General features: G+C 36.6%; 23 protein-coding genes. 8 read left to right on the forward strand and 15 right to left on the reverse strand.

Annotated elements, in window-relative coordinates; genetic code table 11:
- Positions 1-12: 12 nt before the first annotated feature.
- From Q4493_RS07330 to tal, 3 genes are all read right to left on the reverse strand, one after another.
- A complete protein-coding gene (locus Q4493_RS07330) occupies positions 13-540 on the reverse strand; it encodes a hypothetical protein (protein WP_303450937.1) in 528 nt (175 codons plus the stop codon).
- Between the two features lie 78 nt (positions 541-618).
- A complete protein-coding gene (locus tag Q4493_RS07335; protein ID WP_303450940.1) occupies positions 619-792 on the reverse strand; it encodes a DUF3545 family protein in 174 nt (57 codons plus the stop codon).
- A 112-nt stretch (positions 793-904) separates the two neighbouring features.
- A complete protein-coding gene (gene tal, locus Q4493_RS07340; RefSeq protein WP_303450943.1) occupies positions 905-1858 on the reverse strand; it encodes a transaldolase in 954 nt (317 codons plus the stop codon).
- A gap of 296 nt (positions 1859-2154) precedes the next feature.
- Between tal and yaaA the strand changes: the two genes are divergently transcribed.
- Entirely contained in the window at positions 2155-2931 is a 777-nt protein-coding gene (gene yaaA / locus Q4493_RS07345; protein ID WP_303450946.1) for a peroxide stress protein YaaA, read from the forward strand.
- Positions 2932-2946: 15 nt separating this feature from the next.
- Here the strand turns inward: yaaA and Q4493_RS07350 are convergent, their stop codons facing one another.
- From Q4493_RS07350 to fldB, 4 genes are all read right to left on the reverse strand, one after another.
- Positions 2947-5787: a TonB-dependent receptor gene (locus tag Q4493_RS07350; protein ID WP_303450950.1), complete on the reverse strand. Its 2841-nt coding sequence runs from the start codon at positions 5785-5787 to the stop codon at positions 2947-2949.
- A gap of 155 nt (positions 5788-5942) precedes the next feature.
- Positions 5943-6980: a FecR domain-containing protein gene (locus Q4493_RS07355; protein WP_303450953.1), complete on the reverse strand. Its 1038-nt coding sequence runs from the start codon at positions 6978-6980 to the stop codon at positions 5943-5945.
- A 189-nt stretch (positions 6981-7169) separates the two neighbouring features.
- The gene (srmB, locus tag Q4493_RS07360; RefSeq protein WP_303450956.1) at positions 7170-8408 is read right to left on the reverse strand and encodes an ATP-dependent RNA helicase SrmB; all 1239 of its coding nucleotides are present in this window, start codon (positions 8406-8408) and stop codon (positions 7170-7172) included.
- A 93-nt stretch (positions 8409-8501) separates the two neighbouring features.
- Positions 8502-9026 carry a flavodoxin FldB gene (gene fldB, locus Q4493_RS07365; protein WP_303450959.1) on the reverse strand — a complete coding sequence of 175 codons (525 nt, stop codon included), beginning with the start codon at positions 9024-9026 and terminating at the stop codon, positions 8502-8504.
- 276 nt (positions 9027-9302) lie between these two features.
- Between fldB and Q4493_RS07370 the strand changes: the two genes are divergently transcribed.
- The 4 genes from Q4493_RS07370 to lysS all read left to right on the forward strand — a co-directional run bounded on the left by Q4493_RS07370 (position 9303) and on the right by lysS (position 14889).
- Positions 9303-10070 (forward strand): thioredoxin fold domain-containing protein, encoded by a 768-nt coding sequence (locus Q4493_RS07370; RefSeq protein ID WP_303450962.1) that lies wholly within the window; start codon positions 9303-9305, stop codon positions 10068-10070.
- A gap of 53 nt (positions 10071-10123) precedes the next feature.
- Positions 10124-11965, forward strand: coding sequence for a single-stranded-DNA-specific exonuclease RecJ (gene recJ, locus Q4493_RS07375; protein ID WP_303450964.1), 1842 nt, complete (start codon positions 10124-10126; stop codon positions 11963-11965).
- Positions 11966-12127: 162 nt separating this feature from the next.
- A protein-coding gene (gene prfB, locus Q4493_RS07380) for a peptide chain release factor 2 (protein WP_303450967.1) occupies positions 12128-13226 on the forward strand; the annotation gives its coding sequence in 2 pieces (ribosomal slippage) (positions 12128-12202 and positions 12204-13226; 1098 coding nt in all).
- A gap of 118 nt (positions 13227-13344) precedes the next feature.
- On the forward strand, positions 13345-14889 hold the full coding sequence (gene lysS / locus Q4493_RS07385) for a lysine--tRNA ligase (RefSeq protein ID WP_303450969.1): 1545 nt from the start codon (positions 13345-13347) through the stop codon (positions 14887-14889).
- A gap of 104 nt (positions 14890-14993) precedes the next feature.
- On the opposite strand, the gene Q4493_RS07390 is transcribed toward lysS, so the two are convergent.
- Entirely contained in the window at positions 14994-15731 is a 738-nt protein-coding gene (locus Q4493_RS07390) for an SGNH/GDSL hydrolase family protein (RefSeq protein ID WP_303450972.1), read from the reverse strand.
- A gap of 53 nt (positions 15732-15784) precedes the next feature.
- Complete coding sequence (locus Q4493_RS07395; RefSeq protein WP_303450975.1) at positions 15785-17017, reverse strand: DUF3667 domain-containing protein; 1233 nt, start codon at positions 17015-17017, stop codon at positions 15785-15787.
- Between the two features lie 191 nt (positions 17018-17208).
- Here Q4493_RS07395 and Q4493_RS07400 point away from each other — a divergent pair, with 191 nt between their 5' ends.
- Entirely contained in the window at positions 17209-17748 is a 540-nt protein-coding gene (locus tag Q4493_RS07400; protein WP_303450978.1) for a YkvA family protein, read from the forward strand.
- A gap of 134 nt (positions 17749-17882) precedes the next feature.
- Here the strand turns inward: Q4493_RS07400 and Q4493_RS07405 are convergent, their stop codons facing one another.
- The 6 genes from Q4493_RS07405 to Q4493_RS07430 all read right to left on the reverse strand — a co-directional run bounded on the left by Q4493_RS07405 (position 17883) and on the right by Q4493_RS07430 (position 22716).
- The gene (locus Q4493_RS07405; RefSeq protein WP_303450981.1) at positions 17883-18053 is read right to left on the reverse strand and encodes a hypothetical protein; all 171 of its coding nucleotides are present in this window, start codon (positions 18051-18053) and stop codon (positions 17883-17885) included.
- A gap of 52 nt (positions 18054-18105) precedes the next feature.
- Complete coding sequence (locus tag Q4493_RS07410; RefSeq protein WP_303450983.1) at positions 18106-19701, reverse strand: MFS transporter; 1596 nt, start codon at positions 19699-19701, stop codon at positions 18106-18108.
- A 108-nt stretch (positions 19702-19809) separates the two neighbouring features.
- A complete protein-coding gene (locus tag Q4493_RS07415) occupies positions 19810-20139 on the reverse strand; it encodes a hypothetical protein (protein WP_303450986.1) in 330 nt (109 codons plus the stop codon).
- A gap of 218 nt (positions 20140-20357) precedes the next feature.
- A complete protein-coding gene (locus Q4493_RS07420) occupies positions 20358-20942 on the reverse strand; it encodes a peptidylprolyl isomerase (RefSeq protein WP_303450989.1) in 585 nt (194 codons plus the stop codon).
- Positions 20943-20982: 40 nt separating this feature from the next.
- The gene (locus Q4493_RS07425) at positions 20983-21570 is read right to left on the reverse strand and encodes a YajG family lipoprotein (protein ID WP_303450992.1); all 588 of its coding nucleotides are present in this window, start codon (positions 21568-21570) and stop codon (positions 20983-20985) included.
- 3 nt (positions 21571-21573) lie between these two features.
- Positions 21574-22716 (reverse strand): methyltransferase, encoded by a 1143-nt coding sequence (locus Q4493_RS07430; RefSeq protein ID WP_303450995.1) that lies wholly within the window; start codon positions 22714-22716, stop codon positions 21574-21576.
- A 96-nt stretch (positions 22717-22812) separates the two neighbouring features.
- Between Q4493_RS07430 and Q4493_RS07435 the strand changes: the two genes are divergently transcribed.
- Positions 22813-23379, forward strand: coding sequence for an alpha-ketoglutarate-dependent dioxygenase AlkB (locus Q4493_RS07435; protein ID WP_303451536.1), 567 nt, complete (start codon positions 22813-22815; stop codon positions 23377-23379).
- A 137-nt stretch (positions 23380-23516) separates the two neighbouring features.
- The gene (gene bolA, locus Q4493_RS07440; RefSeq protein WP_303450998.1) at positions 23517-23840 is read left to right on the forward strand and encodes a transcriptional regulator BolA; all 324 of its coding nucleotides are present in this window, start codon (positions 23517-23519) and stop codon (positions 23838-23840) included.
- The last annotated feature ends 263 nt before the right edge of the window (positions 23841-24103 follow it).

The following is a 24103-nucleotide window of genomic DNA, read 5'->3' on the forward strand; positions in this document are numbered from 1 at the left end:
ACACAGTCATTTTTATTTATTGTGCAGCGCGTTAATGAGTTGGCAAAGTTGAGTAATTTTTATATTAGATAATTGTCGATAGTCAAAGTAAGGGCAAATCACTAGTTTTTTGTCGGCATTGACAGCAAACTCTGCTGATAGCCAATGACAAGTTTCAGAAAACCCTAATTTTGTTGCGTAGGTTTTTCCCATAATGATTGAAATGTTATCGGATAATAGTGGTTTGTTTGATACGTGTTGTAATATTTCTTGGGGTGTTAAATTAAATAATAAATTTTCATTGCTGTGATTTTGCAGCAAAGCACAATCTCGAAAGTCTTGCCATGTCTTATATTTTGTTGGGGTTAACTCAAAGGCTAACTTTGCATATACATTAAATATTTTTCGCCAATGATTGCCGGTAAGATCTGCAATTGTCTTAATTTCGCCAACTTGCATAGGACGACAAGCTTGTAGCGTCTGATATTCAGTAAGGGGCGGTGTATTTTCAATAAATACATTTAACTGAGCGGTTGGCTTTCCGAGTCCTTTAAAAGTCATTTAATGCAGAATAATCTTGGTAAATGGTAATAAAAAACCCAGTAAAAACTGGGTTTTAGTTTGAATGTTTTAATTAGCTTAAAACTCGTCCAACATATACTCTAATGAGTCTTCATAGACTTTTAAGTCTTTTTCAAGTTGGAACTTTTCTTTCAGTTGTTCTATTTCACGCCATTTTCTTTTTTTATTACTATTTGTTGCGGCTTTTGGTTGTTTACCAAGAGAGCCAAGTACTTCATCTAGCTTATCCATGGAATGCTCCTTTTTTCTACAACTGCATGATTTTTTTACCATACTTTCTCGAAAATTTGAAACATTTTTTTAAGCTTTTAGCCAAGTAAGTGAATAGTAAGCCTTTTTATTTTTATAAAAGTGCGGAAAGTTGCTTTTCAAGTTTCACTTGGTCAATGGCAAAATTTCTGATCCCTTCAGAGAGCTTCTCAGTAGCCATAGCGTCTTCATTCATCAACCAACGAAACTCTGCTTCCGTCAGTGGTGATTCTTTCTCAATAGCAGGTTGATCATTAAATAACTTTTGCTCTACTTGTTCTTGAGAGTTGGCTAATTCATCTAATAACTGAGGGCTAATGGTTAATCGATCACAACCCGCTAGCGCTAATATTTCACCGCTGTTTCTAAAACTCGCCCCCATAACAACTGTTTGATAGTTTTTTGCTTTGTAATAGTTATAAATTTTACTGACCGATAATACTCCAGGGTCTTCTGCTGCAGGATATTCTGTTCTGCCGGTATCTTTTTTATACCAATCAAGGATACGGCCAACAAAAGGAGAAATTAAATAGGCACCTGCTTCAGCACATGCTTGCGCTTGAGCAAAACTAAATAATAAGGTTAAGTTACAGTTGATACCTGAATTTTCTAACTGTTCGGCTGCTTTAATTCCTTCCCAAGTTGATGCTAGTTTAATTAAAATTCTGTCATTACTAATGCCGGCTTCGTTGTACATGGCGATAAGTTTATGCGCTTTTTCGATCGAGGCTTGAGTATCAAACGATAAACGTGCATCTACTTCGGTAGAAATACGGCCAGGAATTATTTTTAAAATTTCTAAACCAATTAATACTGATAATTTGTCCGCCGCGTCAATAACTTGCTGTTCTGGGTTGTCTGACTGATCTTTCGCCCAGCTTACGGCTTGGTCTAATAAATGTTGATAACTTTCTATCGAAGCAGCTTTAAGAAGTAATGACGGATTTGTCGTGGCATCTTGCGGGTGAAATTTTGCGATAGCTTCAATGTCGCCAGTATCTGCAACAACCGTGGTCATTTTTTTTAATTGTTCTAGTTGGTTTGTCATCATATTTTCCTTTGATTGATGTGAAAAGTGTACCGATTAAGCGTTGAGCAAATCGTAAATAATATGACAAGCGGCTTATTTCTGGTGTGACTTCGATAATTACTCAAATTATCGATCATGAACATTTGAGTTCGAACACTAATTTGTATCAAATCCTAGCAAATTAGCAAGTAGCTTTTGTGAATTTTTATTAAATAATTAGATTATTTGTGCATGCGATAGATCGCGATTTCATCGATTTAAATCTAGCTTCTCTATGATATAGTATCGGCAATGTTAATTGAGTAGGAACCGTTATGTTACTAGTTGTCTCTCCAGCAAAAAATTTAGATTATGAATCACCGTTAACGACAGATAAATATTCACAACCTGAATTATTATCGCATAGCCAATTATTAATTGAACAATGTGCAAAACTTTCTCCTGCAGAGATATCTTCATTAATGGGGATCAGCGATAAATTAGCTGGATTAAATGCCGCAAGATTTGGGCAATGGGCACAACCTTTTACCACAGAAAATGCTCGACCTGCAGTGTTGGCTTTCAATGGCGATGTATACACAGGGTTAGATGCCAAAACCTTAACTGATGCTGATTTTGAGTATGCTCAGCAGCATATGAGAATTTTATCGGGCTTATACGGTTTATTGAAACCTTTGGACTTAATGCAAGCTTATCGTTTAGAAATGGGGACAAAACTTTCTAATGAACGAGGAGCTAACTTGTATCAATTTTGGGGCGAGTTAATTACTGAAAAGCTAAATCAAGCAATTGCTGAACAAGGCGATAATATTTTAATAAATTTAGCATCAACTGAATACTTTAAAGCGGTGAAGAAAAAGTCATTGCAAGCTGATTTGATCACGCCTGCTTTTAAAGATTGGAAAAATGGTCAATACAAAATGATCAGCTTTTTCGCGAAAAAAGCACGTGGCTTGATGGCTAGGTATATTATTGAAAATAAGGTAAATTCATTAGAAGGTTTAAAAGGGTTTTCTGTAGCAGGTTATCGCTATAATGAAGACTTATCAAAAGGTAATGATTGGGTTTTTACGCGTAAAGAGGCGGAATAACAATGCAAGGGGTAGTTATTCAAAATGGTAATTTAATCCAAGGTATAAATAACTACCATTAAAACCAAAAGGGGCGGAACGGCGAGAGTATTTAAATACCCCTGAACTGCTAACAATTTCATTGCCTTGATTGTCTATGATGGTACCGGCATGTGAATTTGCGATGGTGTTTTTATCAGGGGTGACATTAAAAAGATTGTTCACCCCAACATACCAGGATACTTGTCGGTTAAATTGGTGCTCAACTCTTATATCCGTCAATATTTCTGCACCATAGGTTTGTTTACCACCATCTGTAATAGTGTATTCTCCGTAACGGTTTATATTTACATGCCATGACCAGTTATTTTTTAGATAAGTGGAATTTACGCTCAATCTATTTTGGGGCTGCCATTCTTCGATAATAGAGATATCTTGTTCAGAGAACACTTGCTCTATTGATAACGCATTTAATACCGTTGAATTTGGGGCATAGCGTTCACTCACGGCAGTGTCAGTAATATTCCCCGCGAATGTGACGTCGAAATAACCATTAAATATAGGCGTTTTCCATGTGGCAATTAAATCTAATCCTCTTGTTTTTGTATTTACTCCATTAAGAAAAACTTGTGCTTTATCAACGTGATTTTGCTGTAAAATTTCACTTAACGCTGGCGAAAGTCCTGAACCGAGTTTATTGCTGATAACAATGCGGTCATCGATATCAATCGCATAATAATCAAGTGTCACACTGAATTTATCCGTAAATGTAAACACGCTTCCCAGGGTAAAGTTTGTTGATTGTTCTTCCGTTAGCTTTGGTATGCCAATTAGAGAGGCTAAATAACTATCGTTTCTAAAGGTACCGATTTGTTCTGCACTAAAGTGCTCGTTATCATCAATAATAAATTGGGTACTGATATTATTGAAATAAAGCTGTTGCATAGAAGGGGCTCGAAACCCAGTACTGATAGAACTACGGAAAGTGACGCTGTCATTCATTCGCCAATTTGCGGCAAATTTAATATTAGTGGTGCCGCCAAAGTCATTGTAATTATCATATCGTAACGCGCCATCTATTGTGATGCTTTCATTTAATTCGCTGTTTAATTCAACGTACAATGAATTCACTTGTCGAGATTCATTTACCGATGACATCGCTGAAATGCCTGGAAAACCTTGGATACCGCCCAACGCATTGATGTCAAAGTATGGATTGCTTTCTTGACCGTCATAATCATAATAACTGTACTTTTCACCGGGAGTGACTTGGTATTTATCGTTGCGAATTTCTACCCCTAAAGACAAGGAAAAATATTCGTAGATACGTTGTAAATCAATATTAAAGGTTTGTAATGATAATGATAAATCATAAGCCTTGGCTGATTGAGGTATTTGGCTTCTAATTTGATCCGGCGTTAAAATGCCTTGTATGTTTAACAGGTTTGCATAAGAAGCGTTGAGAGAATCTTTGGTTTGATAATCAATGGTGTTTTTTCCTTGGGTGAACGAGATATCAAAAGTAGTGTGATTATCAATTTCTGTTTTAAATCCGAGATTAAATGAAACATCTTTAATATCTGATTGAATATAAGGTAAATACCCCTCTGGGCGAACTGCTACATCATCTTGTAAAACTGGATTAGCTAATTTATTGCCATTATGACGGAAAAATGCATATGAATGATTACTGCGTTTTGAATAAATTGCGAAACTATATAGTTCACCAGATGTAAGAGAGTAGTTGGCGTTATACGCTAAACTTAATTGCTGATAGGCGGGATCCCCGATGCTAAAAGTTTTTCTATTAGCGGTTATTTCTTTTGGGTTTTGCGTGAGATAATCGCCATTTTCAAGTTTTAGACAATCTTGATATTGGCAACTGCCATGTAAACCTGAACGATCTGTTGCCTGATGTTTTAACAGATTTATGGTCGTATTAATAAATCCTTTATCTTGAATATTAACCCCTTTATTAAGGCTAATATCTAGAGTATTCCCATCACCTTGCTGGTATTGCCCTATAGTCGAATGGAAATTACCTGAATTTGCCGAATCTTTTAATATGATATTGATAACCCCTGCAATGGCGTCTGAACCATATTGAGCGGTAGCACCATCACGTAATATTTCTATACGTTTAATGGCCGATAAAGGAATGGTATTTAAGTCAGCACCCGCCGTTCCTCGGCCTACTGAAGTATTGATATGCAATAAGCTCGCATAGTGTCTTCGCTTACCATTCACCAAAATCAATGTTTGATCTGGTCCTAACCCTCTCAATGTTGCTGGTTTTAATACGTCAGTGCCATCACTTATCGAAGAACTAGCAAAATTAAATGATGGAGCGATGCTTTGTAGCATTTTACCTACTTCAAACTCTCCGGTACTTTGCAAAGATTGATGAGAAAGAATATCAACGGGAACGGGTAATTCTTGAATACTTCTGGCGATGTCGCGACTGCCAACAATAGCAATTTTTTCAATTTGATGATGAAATTGATGATTGCCCTTTATTTTGCTAGAAGGAGAGTTCGTTGGTGCGGATGATAAGTCTGTGTTATTGGTTGACGAAGCCGCTAACAGTGACCTGTTTGCTGTTATGCTGAGTTGATTATTTTCTAAGTTGGCAATCAGTCCAGTGTTTCTGAGCAATTTACGTAATGCTTGGTTGAAACTGTAATAACCTTGGAGTGTATTGGTTTGATAGTTTTTTGTTAATTCATATGAAAAAACAATGGTTTTATTCGTTTGTTTTGCAAAGGAGATTAATGCTTGATCAGCGGGTTGTTTTTGAATATCAAAAAGAAAAAGTTTTTCAGCAAAGCTTGGTTGGCAAAAAATTAGCCACAAGGTAATTACTTGAAATACTTTCATTAATAAACACTTTTCCATTAGTAAAATTGGTCGTTTTATTCGAGAATCATTATGCTGACGTAGTAACATTAATGAAAAGTTTACCTTAAAGGCGTTTAAAATTTTGTGACAATTGGCAGTATAGTATTTTTTAAGACGAAGCAGAAGAAGTGAATTTATGAGTGATTTTCTGCTTTACTTAACTGGATAGAGTTTGTGGCATTAAATTTATATTTAATATTAAAGTTATTAGCAAGAGATTCAAGTAAACCATTGATATCACCCGCTTTAAAATAACCGGCTATCTTAATATTACTGACTTCATCATTAGCAATTTCGAATTGAATTTTAGTGTAACGACTTACTTCACTGAGTGCTTCTTTTAATGTTTCACCTTTGAAGATTAACATGCCTTGATGCCATGATAACTCTTGCTCTACTTGTGCATGAGATAACTTAAATGTTTGTTGAGGTATGCTATTTTCAATAATCGTTTTTTCACCATCAGTCGTGATCATGGTTGAGTCATGTTTTTGGCTTTCAGTTACTATCAACTCAGCCAGTTTATTGCTGGGTAATTCATTACTTACCAACACTTTACCTTCGCTGACAAATAACTCTAAATCCAACTCATTATTTTTTTGAATATTAAATACTGTACCCAAAGCAGTGAAAGACTTATTACCGGTATTTACCGTAAAAGCTCTCGTTTTATCAGCAGCAACGTCAAATTGCGCTTCACCATAAACGAGTTTGATATTTCGAGAATTATCGCTGTAATTAACAATGATTTTAGAATGAGTATTAAGAGAAACTTTACTACCGTCAGCGAGTAAAATTTCATTTTGCTCACCAATATTGGTTTGATAACTAACGGCTTTAATATTTGTGGGTATTTCAGAAAACTTAGTGGTTGTTTTGCCGATCAAAATAGTAAAAATACACAGTAAAGCAATTATTAAAAATAAGCTTTTCGCACTAAAAAGGCTTAAACGATGAGTTTTTTCCAAAGGAAAAATGCCATTTAATTCATTTAATTCATTGATGTTGTCGAAAACAGAAGCTGATTTATAAATTGCTTGATGATGGAGGGGATCTTGATTAAGCCAAGCAATGATCTGTGGTTTTTCAGAGTCGGTTAACCCGCGATTTAAACAACGCACCCAAGTTCGTGCTTGCTGTTTAATTTGCTGATTGATTAATCGATTTGACACCCTGTTTGCTTTCCTTAATAACGACAAAATATCTGGATACTAACGTATGCCAATTCAAAAAGTACTAATACTATATAGGATAGTATATTACTTCAATAGATGATATTTTCACCGAAATTAGTTTGCTAAGCAAGTAATATTGAGCATTTGTTCAATATTACTTGCTTGTTTAACCTTAAGAGGGGCTGATTAACGCTTAGCGGAACGCTTGGCTTGCTTTTTTGCTTTAGCTTTAATTTGTGCTTTTGATTTTTTTACTTTAGGTTTCTTTAACGCTACTTTAGCTTCTTTATATTTTGGTCGTAACTCTTCTATAACTCTTCGAGGTAAACGATCGCCAATATAGCGTTCAATTTTAGCGACCACCGCCATATCATGGGCTTCAACCAAAGATATGGCTGTACCTTTATTACCTGCTCGTCCGGTTCGACCTATTCGGTGAACATAAATATCGGCTTTTCTGGGCATATCAAAATTAATGACATGAGTAATATCATCAATATCCAAGCCTCGTGCTGCCACATCAGTGGCAACTAAAACATTTATTTGCGCGTTGCGTAAACGTTCAACGGCTTTATTTCTCTTGTCTTGTGCCATTTTACCTTCTAACCAAGCACAAGGGATTTCTTCAGCATACAGCTTGCCTGAAAGGTATTGCACGGTTTCTCGTTTATTGGCAAAAACCACCGCACGTTTGATCTCTTCTTGCTTTAGCAAATTAGCCAGTAAGGCAAATTTATGATCTTTATCATCGGCTAAATGTAGCCATTGATGGATCTTAGCTTTTTCTTTACGAGACGGGTTTGATTCAAGAAATACGGGATCATTGAGTATTTCTTTAGAAAACTTAACGACACCTGCACCTTCAAGTGTCGCCGAGAAAAGCATGGTTTGTTTACGCCATCTTGCCTCGGCAATAATTCTATTAATGGTTTCAGCAAATCCCATGTCTAACATGCGATCTGCTTCATCAAGCACTAGAATTTCTATTTCACGTGCGTCAAATTGTTCATTTTCTATGTATTCTAATAATCGACCTGGTGTCGCAATTAAAATATCAGTAGTTTCCGTTAAAATTTCTTTATGACTACCATAGTTGACACCACCGGTGATCACGCCACTTTTTATTTTAGTTAACGCCGTTAAGTTTTCACTCTGCTCATGAATTTGTAACGCCAACTCACGCGTTGGCGATAAAATTAACACGCGAGGAAAACCAGGTTTTGTTCTTGGGTAATCAAGTAAATGCTGAGCAACGGGTAAAATAAATGCAGCAGTTTTTCCTGTTCCGGTCGGCGCAGATGCTAATACATCTTTCCCTGCCATCGCAGCAGGTAAAACTAGCGATTGAATGGAAGTAGGTTTTGTGTAACCGGCATTATTTATGCCGCCTAGGAGTTCAGAATCTAGGTCAAACTGCTCAAACATAGTGATTTTAGGCTCGAAATTAAGATGTGCAGATTATAGTGGTAAAGTCGTCAATAACCTATAGTGCACGTTAAAAAGTTTATATTTAATTGATTAACTGGATAATACGTCGTTTATCTCAGCATTAATTTGTTGGCACCATAAGTCGATACGAGTATCGCTTTCGTTATATTGATTATCTTCATCTAACGCTAAACCAACAAAGTGGTTTCCATCCTGTGTTAGCGCTTTCGAAGCGGCAAATTCGTATCCTTGATTTGGCCATAAACCAATCACGTAACCACCTTGGGCGATAACTTTATCATGCAACATACCTAAAGCATCTTGAAACCATTCGGTGTAACCTATTTGATCACCCATGCCGTATAAAGCAACAATTTTACCATTAAGATCTAAGTCATTTATTTCATCCCAATGGCTTTCCCAATCTTCTTGAATCTCGCCATAATCCCAAGTTGATATACCAAAAATAAGGAGTTCAAAATTCTCGCTTTGAGATAACGGAATATCTTTTAGGTTAAATAATTGCACTACACCTTTATCAAATTGGCTTTGAATTTTTTCGGCAGCAATTTCTGTGTAACAAGTCGTTGAGCCATAAAAAAGTCCAATTTCCATGCTTTTTCCTAGCGAGTTATTTGAGAAATTTAATGGCGCGCAGTTTAACAGATTGAACTAATAACAAGCTAGCAGGGATCAAAAAAATTATTGTAATTTTTATCTGCGAATTTGGAAGCGTTAAATACCTGCATAAAAATTGATTTTTCATGCAATACCCTGTAATTTTGTCGCCTCTGTGACGGTCTTATTTGTCGTGTCTTGATTTCCTTTGAGCTGATGCTAATAAAGTTAGTGAAAGGATGGTAAATAAAAATAAATTTGTTAGGAATTTCTATGTTTAAACATCGTGCTTTCGTTTTTTTGATCAGTAGCTTTTTTTGCGTAACTCAAGCGCTAGCTCAAGTTAACAATATACTTTCTGAAAAGTTACAAACTGAGATTAAGGAAACACTCGCCTCTAGTATTAATCTAGAAATTCAATCAGTTAAAGCTTCTCCATTTCCTGAACTTGTTGAAGTAGTGACACAACAAGGTTTGTTTTACGCCAGTAAAGACGGACAATTTTTAGTGCAAGGCAAACTTTATGGGATCGGCAGTAATGAGGTGATTAATCACACTGAAGATAGTTTAGCTGAATTACGCATTGAGGGATTAAAACAATTTAGCGATGGTATGATTGTGTATCCGGCTAAAAACGAAAAACATCAAATCACAGTTTTTACTGATATCACCTGTGGTTACTGCCGTAAAATGCATAAGCAAATTGAGCAATATAATGACTTAGGGATCACGGTTAAATATATGGCTTATCCGCGAGCGGGGGTGACAGATCAATTAGGTAGATTATCGCAAGGCTTCAAAGATTTACGTTCTATTTGGTGTCATGAACAACCAAATGTCGCTTTAACCAAAGCGAAGTTAGGATCATCTGTGGCACAACGAATTTGTGAAAGCCCGGTTGAAGCCGAGTTTAATTTTGGTCGTCAGGTGGGTGTTAATTCCACCCCTGCTATTATTTTTCCTAATGGACTTTTATTACCTGGGTATCGTGAACCTGCCGATTTATTAAAAATTCTTGAGAGCATCAGCGCTGAAAGCTAGTTGTATGACACGCTGCTTTAATATTCTTTGGTAAACAGGCAAATATTTTTTATATGAATAAAGTTATTGTTCGTCGCGAAAAGATTGATGATAGCTTTTTGCCTACATCGTTACATCCCGTTATTAAACAAATATACGCTACACGAGGCGTGCAATCTGAAAGTGAATTATTGCTTAAAGCTCAACAATTAATTTCTGTTGAACAATTAGCTGGCATTGATGACGCCTGTGAAATTCTTTATCACGCTATGGTTGCTAATCAAGCGATTGTTATTGTTGGTGACTTTGATGCTGATGGCGCAACAAGTACCGCGTTAATGATGTCAGCATTAGCGATGTTTGGTTATAAAAACCACCAATTTTTAGTACCGAATCGTTTTGAATATGGTTATGGACTAACGCCTGAAATTGTCAGTATTGCTCATCAGCAAGGCGCACAATTATTAATTACCGTTGATAGCGGCATAAGTTGTATTGCTGGCGTCGAAAAGGCTAAGTCTTTAGGATTGAAAGTCATAGTCACTGATCATCATTTACAAGGTCAGTCGTTACCGCCCGCCGATGCCATAATTAACCCTAATCAGCACCAATGTAGTTTTCCGAGCAAAGCACTCGCAGGGGTTGGAGTTGCGTTTTATTTTATGCTCGCGATGAGAAAATATTTACGCGAACAAAGCTGGTTTTATTCTAGTGAAAATGACGTTCAAGCAACGCAATCACAAGAAACTGAATCACCTGCAAATTATGCCTATAACAATAATGACAATAGTCAGTCGGGAAGTAGCGAGGCACAAACCGCTAGGCCTCAAATAGCTGAACCAAATATCGCGCAATTACTAGATCTTGTTGCACTCGGCACTGTGGCTGATGTGGTGTCACTTGACGCAAATAATCGAATTTTAGTGGAACAAGGGTTAAAACGGATTAGAGCAGGACACACCAGGCCTGGCATTCAAGCGTTAATTGAAATAGCAGGGAAGAACCAACAACGATTAATGGCCAGTGACTTTGGTTTTGCACTAGGGCCCCGAATCAATGCGGCAGGGCGTTTAGATGATATGGCTTATGGAATTAATTGTTTATTAGCTCCTGACTTAATGTCAGCAAGAGTGATGGCGGCAGAGCTTGATAGTTTAAATAAATCGCGGCGTGAAATTGAGCAAGGTATGCAACATGAAGCTGAAACTATCATGAAGCAACTTAATTTTACGGAAGAAAATTTACCTTTTGCAATTTCTTTATTTCATGAGCAATGGCATCAAGGCGTAATAGGTATAGTGGCGGGGCGATTAAAAGAAAAGTTTCATCGTCCGAGTATTGTCTTTGCCGAAAGTGATAATGGTCTTGAGCTTAAAGGTTCGGCGCGATCAATTCCTGGTCTGCATATCCGAGATTTATTGGAACATATTGATAGCCAACACTCAGGGCTTATCGTCAAGTTTGGGGGGCATGCGATGGCAGCAGGACTGACCATCGCCAAAGAAAGCTTTGCGCTTTTTCAGCAGAAATTTACTGACTATGCTGAAAAATGGTTAGATCATGACTTACTTGAAGGGAAAGTGTATTCCGATGGTCCATTATCACTGACTGAAATGACCTTAGATTTTGCTGAAAAAATTAGACAAGCGGGACCATGGGGGCAAAATTTTCTCGAACCGGTATTTGATGATCAATTTACCCTGGTTCAACAAAGAATTGTCGGTGAAAAACATCTTAAATTGGTGGTAGAAAAACAGGGACAAGTTTTTGATGCTATTGCTTTTAATATTGATGTAAAACAATGGCCTAATCATAATGCTAAGCAAGTTCACTTATGCTATCGACTCGACATTAATGAATTTCGAGGTAAGCAATCGTTACAGTTGATGGTTGAAAACTTAACGCTTACCCGATAAGTTTTTCAACTTTCACTTCGTTAAAAATACTTCCTGTTAAATTGCGACAAGCAAGCGTTTATTTACCCGTGTAATTAAGCTACAATGCGCGACTATTTTACTATTCATATTGGCCGCTAATTTAAGTCAAAAGTTATTGGCGTTGTAAAAAGAATTTTAAGTATGCTAGAAGTAAACCCTGTATTAAATAAAATTAAAGAAATTCGTGAGCGTACAGATATGCTTAGGGGGTACCTTTGACTACGATCAGAAGTCTGAGCGCTTAGTTGAAGTTGTTCGCGAATTAGAAGCTCCAGAAATTTGGAATGAACCTGAGCGCGCTCAAGCATTAGGTCGCGAGCGTGCTAGTTTAGAAGCGGTTGTTGAAACTATCGACCAAATGGACTCAGGTTGTGAAGATATTGAAGGACTTGTTGAACTCGCTGTAGAAGAAAATGATGCTGAAACGTTTGAGGATGCACAATCAGAAACTCAAACATTAGAAGCAAGTTTAGAGAAATTAGAATTTCGTCGGATGTTTTCTGGCGAACAAGACGCCAATAATTGTTATTTAGATATTCAATCAGGCTCAGGTGGTACCGAAGCGCAAGATTGGGCTGAAATGCTAATGCGTATGTATCTTCGCTGGGGTGAAGCACACGGATTTAAAACCGAAGCGATTGAAGTAACTGACGGTGATGTGGCCGGTATTAAAGGTTGTACCATCAAATATACTGGCGAATATGCTTTTGGTTGGTTAAGAACAGAAACTGGCGTGCATCGACTTGTTCGAAAATCACCGTTTGATTCCAGTGGACGTCGTCATACTTCATTTGCCTCTGCATTTATTTATCCTGAAATTGATGACAACATTGAAATTGACATTAACCCTGCTGATTTACGCGTTGATACATTTAGAGCATCGGGCGCTGGTGGCCAGCATGTTAACAAAACAGATTCTGCTATACGTTTAACGCATATTCCAACAGGCGCAGTAGTCGCTTGTCAGGCTGATCGCTCGCAACATAAAAATCGTGCGACAGCGATGAAGCTATTAAAAGCTAAACTGTATGAAATGGAAATGCAGAAGCAAAATGAAGGCAAGCAAGAATTAGAAGATGGTAAATCAGATATTGGTTGGGGCAGCCAAATACGTTCATATGTATTAGACGACAGCCGGATCAAAGATTTGCGTACTGGGGTTGAAAACCGAAATACACAAGCGGTATTAGATGGTGACCTAGATAAATTTTTAGAAGCGAGTTTAAAATCTGGCTTATAGTATTTGTATCGCCGTTTATTTATATTCGGAAACAAAGCCATTTAAAAACGAGTAAATTAACAGAAGTAAGTACTAACATTATCAAAAATACATTTTGATATTTTAACCGAGAAAGAAAATGACAGACCAAGCAAACCAAGACGAAAATAAATTGATTGCCGAACGTCGTGGCAAATTAGCGCAAATTCGAGAAAACTGTCCGGCTAACGGCCACCCAAACAAGTTTGATCGAAAACACTATGCAGCTGATTTACAAGCTGCACACGGTGAAAAAGATAAAGAAACGCTTGAAGCTGAAACTGCAGAGTACAGCATTGCTGGTCGTATCATGGCGAAACGTGGTCCTTTCTTGGTATTACAGGATATGACAGGACGTATTCAAGCGTATGCTCATAAAACGGTACAAAAAGAAATAAAAGCGAAATGGGGCACCTTAGATATCGGTGATATTATCGGGGTAACTGGCACTATGCACATGTCTGGCAAAGGTGACTTATATGTCAATATGGACAAATATGAGCTATTAACGAAATCACTTCGCCCATTACCAGAAAAATTCCACGGCTTATCAGACGTTGAAACAAAATATCGTCAACGTTATGTTGATTTAATTATCAATGAAGATACCCGTAATACCTTTAAAATTCGTTCAAAAATTGTTGATGGTATCCGCAAGTTTTTAACAGAACGTGATTTCATGGAAGTTGAAACACCGATGTTACAAACCATTCCTGGTGGTGCGACGGCTAAGCCTTTTGAAACATTTCATAATGCCTTAGATATTCAAATGTATATGCGCATTGCGCCAGAGCTTTACTTAAAGCGTTTGGTTGTAGGTGGCTTTGAAAAAGTATTTGAGATTAACCGCAATTTCCGTAACGAAGGTTTATCGACTCGTCATAATCCAGAATTTACCATGATTGAGTTCTACCAAGCCTATGCTGATTACAAAGATCTAATGAACTTAACAGAAGATATGTTACGTACGTTAGCCGAAGATGTGATGGGCACGTCAATCATTCGTAACACAGTTAAAAATGCAGAAGGCGAAGTGATTGAAGAGAAGTTTTACGATTTTGGTCAACCCTTTGCTCGTCTTTCCATGGTAGATGCCATTTTAAAATATGGTAAAGATTTAGACGAAAATGTTTTACGTAATCCTGAAGATAACTTTGACGCATTGAAAGCCATGGCGAAAGCCGTTGGTGTAAAAGAAACAGAAGCAGCTAAAGTGTGGGGGCCAGGTAAATATATTTGTGAAATATTTGAAGAAGTCGCTGAGCATTTATTAGATCAACCGACTTTTATTACCGAATATCCTTGGGAAGTGTCGCCTTTAGCTCGTCGTAATGATGAAAATCCATTTATCACTGACCGTTTTGAGTTTTTTGTTGGTGGTCGTGAATTAGCGAATGGTTTTTCTGAGTTAAACGATGCTGAAGACCAAGCCGAGCGATTCCAGAACCAAGTAGCTGGAAAAGATGCCGGTGATGACGAAGCGATGCATTTTGATGGTGATTACATTCAAGCATTAGAATACGGTTTACCTCCTACTGCTGGCGAAGGTATTGGCATTGATCGTTTAGTGATGTTATTTACTGATTCACCAACGATTAAAGATGTTATTTTGTTTCCTCACATGAAACCTTTAGCCGATAAGTAACCTAGCTTTTAATGATCTAACTGTGAGATCACAGAAATGATAATTAAGCCCGTAATCAATTTATTGATTACGGGCTTTTTATTGGTGATTGTTCAGGTGTGAAGCTAAGGGCTTTTATTTAATAACTGAGCAGCCTGTTCAGCCCATAATTTATAGGCGGCTTGAGAGGGGTGAAATTTATCATCCGCCAGATATTGTTCAGAGAAAGGAATATCTGCGTGCAATAAATGACAAGCTGGTTTAGTAAGAATTATTTCTGCCATTTTTTGGTTTAAGTATTTTGCCCGAGCGCCCAAGAGCCACCTTAAAGGTTGAGGCAGGGCGGTAAATAAATGCATGGGAGGTAGGGCTGAAAAGATGATGTTTTTCGAATGAAATTGACTTTCTAATAGCATCATTAACTCTGTTAAGTTTTTCTGCCACCGTTTAGCGCTCGTAAAACTAGTTACATCATTAACTCCGATAGCTACCAGAGTATAATCAATATGATCAAATGCGTGATGATGATGTTGTAATGTTTTAATGAGATCGGTAGAGGTAAAACCTGTTTTCGCAATGAGTTGCCATTTCACCTGATACGTTTTGGCTAGGTTCGCGGTAAAATAACCTGATAATGCATGATCTTGATGAGCAACTCCAACCCCCGCAGCAGATGAATCTCCGATGATAAGGACTGTTAATGTTTTACTTTCAGGGCTAACATCTTTATCACAATCACCTTCGCGTGCCCCTTGAGGCTCAGGCAATTTAAGGGTTGTTTTTCGAGTCCATAATCCTTGTATGACCAAAAGCAATATGGCAAAAATAGCTAGAACTAAAATGGCTATTAACATTGTTTTCATTAGACTTTCCTAAACATTTTTGCCTTTTACAAACCTGCTAATAAAATACAAAATTAAGTACTGGCGAGTCCCCAAATGAAAGCAATGGTGCCGGTTATGACAATCATTATCATATAAGTTACCCCAATAAACGCATATTTAACTGTGGTAAAAAAATATCCCTGCTTATAAACACGCTTTTGCATAATAAATAAATATATCGGGATCCAGAAAACGATGGCAATTTCTAAAAATTCGGTAATATCTTTTAAAATGGTATAATCGGCAGCATAATGTTGAGCAAAACCAATAAGCTCTACTATTAAAATAGCCAAGAAAATAAAACTGTGACTATGTAAGGCAACAGTTAAGTGTTCTAAATAAAGCCGTTTAGAAAAAATAAACATCAATTTTAATAGAGCGGCAAACAACGGCAAAAGAATAAACAACAGTTGCGGCAACTTCTCAATCGCTTCTTTAATTAAGGGGGTAGGATCTTCGTTAAAAGCTTTTTTTGCTTTTTGGGAGAGTAACTGAGCGAAATCATTGAGCTTTTTATTATTTTCAGGCGTTAAAAAGTCAAACGATAAGCTACCATCTTCATTATTTCCAAAGGTTAATTTATCGGGCGTTAAATCTTTTTTGTCACCGTTTTTAAAAAGCGTGATGCTTTCAATGATGTTATCTAAATTCTCTTGTTTTTCTTGTGAAAACTGTTCTTTTTCACGTAATTTTTCAAACTCTAATTGTACTAACTTATCTGTGAGGCCTTTAATTGCAAGACTTTTTTGTTTGGTTAAATCTTCTTGATATTGGGAGAATTTTTTAATGTCATTGTCTATTCTTACTTGCTCATCTGGCGCTGCTGTTGCTTTTTTCTCTTGTAATCCGCTAAGGTGCTGTTCTACTTTGACAGCAGAAGATACGGAATCTCCTACATTAAACGCTCCTAAACTTTCATCGACGGCAATAAATTTCAATGTCAGAAAAAAAACAATGCTAATAAATAGATACAGTCTTAATGGCGGCACATAATGCACGCGTCTTCCAGCAATATATTCGTTGGTAAGAAAAGCTGGCTTAAATAATAATGGGATCAAGGTTCGATTTGCGCGCGAGTCAAAACTAAATATATCGTCAAGAAGGTGTAAAATAACACTCCAAAAATAACGTAATGTTGACTCAACCGATTGCCCACATTGAGAGCAATACATACCATGAACTTGCGCATGGCAATTTTCACAGGTTTTCACATCATCTTGCGATAATGTCTGGTTATCTTGGTTTGTTATTGATTTATCAGACATATTCTAAATTTTAATTATTATTTTTAATTAGATAATAACATGAGATTTTATCAATAAAATTGGTAAATCGCTCAAAGGAACAATTTAATTACATTAAATTTACAAAAAATACTCTAACTTACGTGCTGATCTGGCAATGTTCTGTTAGATTTAATGGTAAAGAAGAAAAAGCCAATCGTAGGAGAATTAAAATGGCATTTGAAGTTACTTTTGAATTAAAAGAATCAGATTTAGATCACTTTCGTGACGTGATGAGAAAAGCGCAGTCAGGTGCTAAAAGTCTGACTGAGGAAAGTATCTTGGCAAACGCTAAGAGCCTTAGCCAAGATATAAATGTTGAACTTCCGCCATTTGTCACAGAGCGTATTAAAAAGTTAGAGACGCTTGTTGCAATGATTGAAGATTCAGAGTGGGAAATTCCAGCCGAAGAGCGTACCGATGTATTAAGTGCCTTGGCTTATTTTAGTGATCCAGAAGATCTAGTACCTGATCATATTCCTGTTTTAGGCTTTTTAGATGATGCTATTATGATCGAGTTAGTGGCTGAAGAATTAAAAGACGATATTGAAGCCTTTGAAGAATTCTGTGCTTATCGCTCGCGTGAAGAAGGGCGAAGTGGTGATGCAACCATTACCCGCGACGAATGGTTAGGTGCTAAGCGTCGAGAACTACATAGTCGAATGAGAAACCGTCGTAATACGCGTCGCAGCGGTCGTCGTTCAATGTTTTAATGTTACTTTTTACATTTAAACGATTAAAAAAATCTTCACTTAATGTGAAGATTTTTTTTGCTTTTTTCGTGATTAATTTTGTTTTGCTTTTAACCATATAATGGTCAATAGTGGCCGTGATTTTATCGGACTTGTTAATGAGTAACAAAAAGCATTAAAGTAAAAAAGCCAATAACAATGGCGTTAAATGAAAAAATATAAATAAAACCCCGAAGGCCTTCTTTCATGGTATAGCCTCGATTATTGAGGTACCACCACCAAATAGCCGACATTAATATTGGTAATAAAAAAAACAATCTAATCATCTATCAACACTTTAATTTAATCTGTATATCAACATCATAGAACAAATAATGGCTAATTTCCGTTTTGTTTTTCAATCAATAGCGTTAGGGGCTTTCTGATCGCATATAAAAATAATAAACTTGGGATCACCATCAAGGAGGTTAAGATAAAAAAGAACGCCCAATTCCCATCTAACCAATCTACAATAATACCTGAGTACGAGCCTAGCATCACTCGGCCAAAGGTGCCTAATGACGCCATTAAGGCATATTGACTCGCCGTAAAGCTCTTATTACATAACACGGATAATAGCGCGACAAAGGCAACTGAGCCCCATGCAGAGGTAAAACCATCAACAAAGACAGTAAACGCAAATAATAATTTATTTGGTCCGACAAATGCGATGGCTGAAAAAAGCAAATTACTCGAAGCCATGGCGATGCCGCCAATAAATAGCCCCTTTAAAATACCATATCGAATAGTGAAAACACTGCCAATTAGCGAAAACACGATAGTTGTCGCCCAGTTGATCATTTTAGAGTAATAAGCAATGTCTTCATTTGAAAAGCCTACTTCGCGATAAAAAACAATCGACATTCGCCCTAAATAGGCTTCACCTAATTTGAATAAAAAAATAAACATTAATATCGATAAAGCGAGCTTAGTCCCATTACGATCGAAAAATTCTTGAATGGGGGCCACTAAAGTCGTTAGCAACCATGCGGTGACTCTATGGAACGCTGTAATATGATAATTGTTTTGAATAGTATTATGTTTATTCAATTGTTTATTGAGTTGTGTGAGTTGTTGAATAAAAAGAAACAACAAGCCAACGACTAAAAAGGTAATAAAGGTAAATTGATATTCGCTTGCAATAATGCTTTGTGGCCAAGCCGGATAGCCAATATTTGCATAAACAATACTGATCAAAATCAAGGGTAAAATAAACAAGATTGACAGCGACTTTTTACCGTATTGGGGGAGCACAGTTAAATAATCAGCTTCAATTTTATCGAGCACTTGTTCACGATTACTTTTGGGTTCACTAACCACTAATGCCGTGACAACGAGCACTAACATAATGCCCGCTAATATTTGAAATACTTCAGGCCATTGCCAATTTGGTTGACTGACTAAAATAAAAGGAATACTGCCTAAACCTGCATAGCCTGTCCACCAGCCCGCTGTTGCCATTGCCGAGCCGGCAGCCATAATATTGTTATCGTACCCTGCTAAAGAATCGATACGATAAGCGTCTATAGCAATATCTTGTGTTGCACCCGTTAACGCTATAATTACCCCAAACATTGCCATCAAATTCAGTTGGCTGCTTGCATCTAAATAACTAAGTTGCAGTGCAGCGAAAGCAATAATAAGTTGAGTGACAATAATCCAGCTACGTCTCATACCAACTTTAGCCGTGATAAAAGGTAATTTGACTCGATCAGCTAAAGGTGACCATAAAAAGTTAATACTATAGGCAACAAAAATCAGACCGAATAAACCAATACTCGAACGACTTAATCCCTCATCCTTTAACCAACCTGTCATAGCCGAGCCAATCATTACCCAAGGAAAGCCACTGGCTACACCAAAACAAAAAATGGTGAGTAATCGTTTATTTTTAAAGTAATTAAGGGTTTCTTTTATCGTATTGGGCGAAGACATGCGCTAAATTCAAAATGCTAGAAATTGCTATGGAGACTATCAGACTCGACTTGGGTAAAAAAGGATAATTTTGCCAGCTCTGGTATTATTACTCGTTAATATTGACAATTATGGCAGCGGGCGCCAGCCAATGCAGTCAATAGGATAACTGCCTGTACCATTAAAAAAATCAAGACAGGTATTTATTTCACTGCGGAAATACAAATCTGATGAAAGGGCAAGACTGCCATGCAAACTCATTTCGTGCATCACATGCCAAAATACCCGTTCCTTTGCATTACTTGGTGTATCGTCCATTACTTGTAATAAAGTCCATTCTTCCATCGTATCTACAATAAATTGATCCAATTCTGTGTAGTGGAGAGACTTTTCAATGACGGCTTTGATATAGGCACTAATTTGTAAAATTTTCTCGTTGATAAACTGCTCAATTATCATTACTTTCCCCATTTTAGATAAAGATACATACATGAGAAAGATCACAAAATTGCTTTTTGTGAGTAAATTCTGATTATTATTATTTTAGTAAACTTGATGCATGTAATACTTAATGTATCGTTGATAAAGTGTCACTTGTCAAAAGTCTATCGGAAGTTTTCTGTTAGCGTCTTGTAACTTATAGTAATTTATTTTGAACAGTTAGCGTTATTAAAGGATTAAAATGCAGCAGGCAATAAAGTTGCTTTAACTAATATAATAGGCTCTACAGGGACATCATCCCAGGCCATTGATTCATCATAATCGGTTTCAACGGCTGACATGGCTTCAATGACTTCTTCACCTTCAATAATGGCACCAAATACGGCGTAGCCCCATTTTCTACCTGGGTCTAAGTTTTTATTATCACTGACATTAAAAAAGAATTGTCGATTGGCAGTGTGCGGTCTGCTTTCTTTTGCCATGGCAATTGTACCGCTTTCATTTTTTAAACCATTCCCTGATTCATTGACAATATTTTCATGAGTTTTTTTCATGGAAAATTCTTTATCATAACCACCACCTTGTACGATGAAGTCTTTGATCACCCGATGAAAAACGGTGTTGTTATATTCTCCTGTTACTACATAAGTGAGAAAATTATCCACGGTAATAGGTGCTTTCACGCGATCTAACTCAACAATAATGATACCCATTGATGTTTCAAGTTTAACTTGTGGGTATAAATTATCAGGATCGAGATCTATTTTATTTGCTTGTACAGCAAGCGAAAGGGTCATGAATAAAAGCGATAAATATTTCATAAAAAATCCTGAGCTAAGTAGTAAGCGATAAACTGAATCATTATTTTAAAAATTGTTGAATTTCACTATCGTTTACGATTAATGCGATGGTGTCGCTAATTTGTTGATTAAGGTTTCGCTCTAAAACGGCAAGATCAGCAGCTAATACGCCTTCACTATTCCCTTTATTTTTAAAGGTTTTTGTTAAAGTTTGTTCGTTTGCCGTCACTTTAGCGGTTAAGGTTAATTGGCTGGTGGTGTGATATTTCATTAGCGCTTGATGAACATCAACCTCTGCGGTGTTGATAAATAACTCTATATTATTCATTGCATTCTCATCGATAGTTAAACCATTATTGATGAAAGCTTGTTTTAATAAAGGAGTTAATATTGTATCTAAGTGGTCATGCGCAGGTACTAACTCTATCGCTTTACCCTCACGATGAATGGCAACAATATGACTATTCGCCCGCATGTCTGTTACTGTTATTTGAGCAGTCTTCATCGCATGAAGGGTAGATTTTATTGCAGGAATCTGCGGCGCTAATACCATTTTATTTGTTGTATTAGCGCAAGCGGTTAACATAATAAGGGTTAAACAAGTCGCTAGCGTTTTAAATGGTGACTTTAAATGAGCAAATGTAAGCATAATTTATTTCTTAATGGCCGATAATATGACGAATTTATCATTGCTGGCGATGAGTTTTTCATTGCCAAAAATGCGTTGTAATTTAATATGATAACCAAGTTGCCTGTTACCAACAATACGTAATTCGCCCCCTTTTTTTAAGGCGCGATAACTATCTTTAAACATTTGCCATGCAATATGATCTGTAGTGGCATTTTGTTGATGAAAAGGCGGATTACATAAAATAACATCAATACTTTGCGGCTCAATATCTGTTAAGCAATCATTCACGATAAACTGACAATTATTAGCACTTTCCGGAAAATTAACGTGTACATTGTCTTTCGACGAAGCAACAGCCATATAAGACTCATCGGTAAAAGTTAATAGCGTTTTGGGATTGTCTTTCAGTAACGAAAGCCCGACAACGCCATTGCCACAGCCTAAATCAATAACCTTTTTGTCATTGGTTAATTGAGGTAAATGCTGAATAAATAAACGAGCACCAATGTCGAGTTTTTCTCTGGCAAAAACATTAGCGTAATTTTTAATAATTATGTTGCTGTTGTCTAACTGCCATGATTTTGTTGTTTGCTGTTCGACTGCACTTAATAAAGGATCAAATTGACAAAATACTAATCGCGCTTTTTTTACCGCTAGCGAGGTTTTTGTGATCCCTAAGTGCTTTTCAAATAATTTTAATGTCGATGTTTGTATACTTTTTGCTTTGTCGCTAGCAATAAAATGTGTGTCGGGTGTTAATATTTTTCTAATCTTATTCAGCTGCTCAACCATTAAGTTTTTACTTTTTGGAATTTTATAGAGAATAATGTCTGCAGCTTTAGGTAATTCATCTAAGCTTGAGGCTTGCTTAATATTGGTTAACGTTAAATTGTTTTGTTCACCATTGTGCGCTAACGCCAATTGACTAATATATGAATCAGTAATTGTCTGCACTTTATTATCAGTAAAATTTAACGTAATTGCGCCAAAGTTATCATTGAAAATTAATAGGCGAGAATCATGTTTTATTAAGTGATTATCAAAAACATAATTCACTAAATATTCATCAGCGGCATCCCATGCTTGTAGGCTTCGGTTAACCTGATTAATAGGGTAGCGATCGAGAAATAAATTTTTGTCGTTGATAATGAAAGGACTGAACATAGATAATTAAGCTACTAATTCTGCTAGATGAAAGGTAGCTATTGTGCCAAAATTCAGCCTTAGTCACTAGGGCAAATTGAGAAGAAGTCGATTAAAATTTCATTAAGCGGAGCCACGATTGCTTACTTTCCTAATTTTATTGATTTTAGTGAAAGTAAACTATTGGTAAAACAACTCTTTCAAGACATTGCTTGGCGACAAGATAACATTTCAATGTTTGGTAAAACGGTAGATATTCCTAGATTACAAGCGTGGTATGGTGATAAAAATGCGAGTTATACCTATTCAAAATTAACTTTGTTACCGCTTGATTGGACGCCACTTCTATTACGATTAAAACAACAGGTGAGTGAATTTTGTCAGCAAGACTTTAATGCCATGTTGGCAAATTGCTATCGTGACCATCGTGACTCGGTTAGCTGGCATAGTGATGATGAACCAGAGCTTGGTGAACAGCCTGTTATTGCATCTTTATCTTTTGGTTGTCAGCGTATGTTCCATTTAAAGCATAAAGACAGTAGAGAAAGCGTTAAATTACCTTTACAATCGGGCAGCTTGTTAGTGATGTCAGGTGACACACAAAAAAACTGGCAGCATGCGTTACCTAAATCTCGCGTTGAAAAAACGATGAGGATTAACTTAACATTTCGAAATATCGAATAAATTTTTTTGCTATTGTTTTTACTGTTTGAGCAGTGGTTTAGCATTAATTATTGAAGATAGACATCTAGACTGATGGCACATTTAACCATCAATACTAGAATTAAAGTTATAAATATAAAATTAACAGGGATCATCAAATGACCGTTGAAAGCATTATTGAAGAGAAATTATTAGCTGCATTTTCCCCTTTACATCTTGATGTCATTAATGAAAGTCATCAACATAATGTTGCTCCAGGAAGTGAGTCCCATTTTAAAGTGATTATTGTTTCCAATAACTTTGAAGGTGAACGTTTAATTAAAAGACATCGTGCTATCAACGCTGTATTAGCAACTGAGTTAGCAGAAAAAATTCATGCATTAGCACTTCATACCTATACAGAAAAAGAATGGCATGATTATTATGAAGAAAATACGCCTTTATCGCCAAAATGTTTAGGTGGCAGTAAAAAGTCTGCGTAATGATTAAAGTGGCTATATTTTTACCGGCTTTTAAGTTAATTTAATAGCCACTTTTCGTGTTTATTGATAGGGAAATGTGAGCAATAGCTATCGCTGTCTAGCTCGTTACTCTATGCTTTGATGCGATATAATCTACTACGTTTTTAAACAAAATCTACTACGTTTTTGAACATTGCTATGTATCCTATATTGCAACTATGCTGCTAGCAAAGAGTTGTTTTATCAATGAAAGATTTATTGATACCAACGCATGAATTAGTGGC

Origin of the sequence: Colwellia sp. 1_MG-2023, assembly GCF_030546755.1 — a bacterium.
GTDB lineage: Bacteria > Pseudomonadota > Gammaproteobacteria > Enterobacterales > Alteromonadaceae > Thalassotalea_H.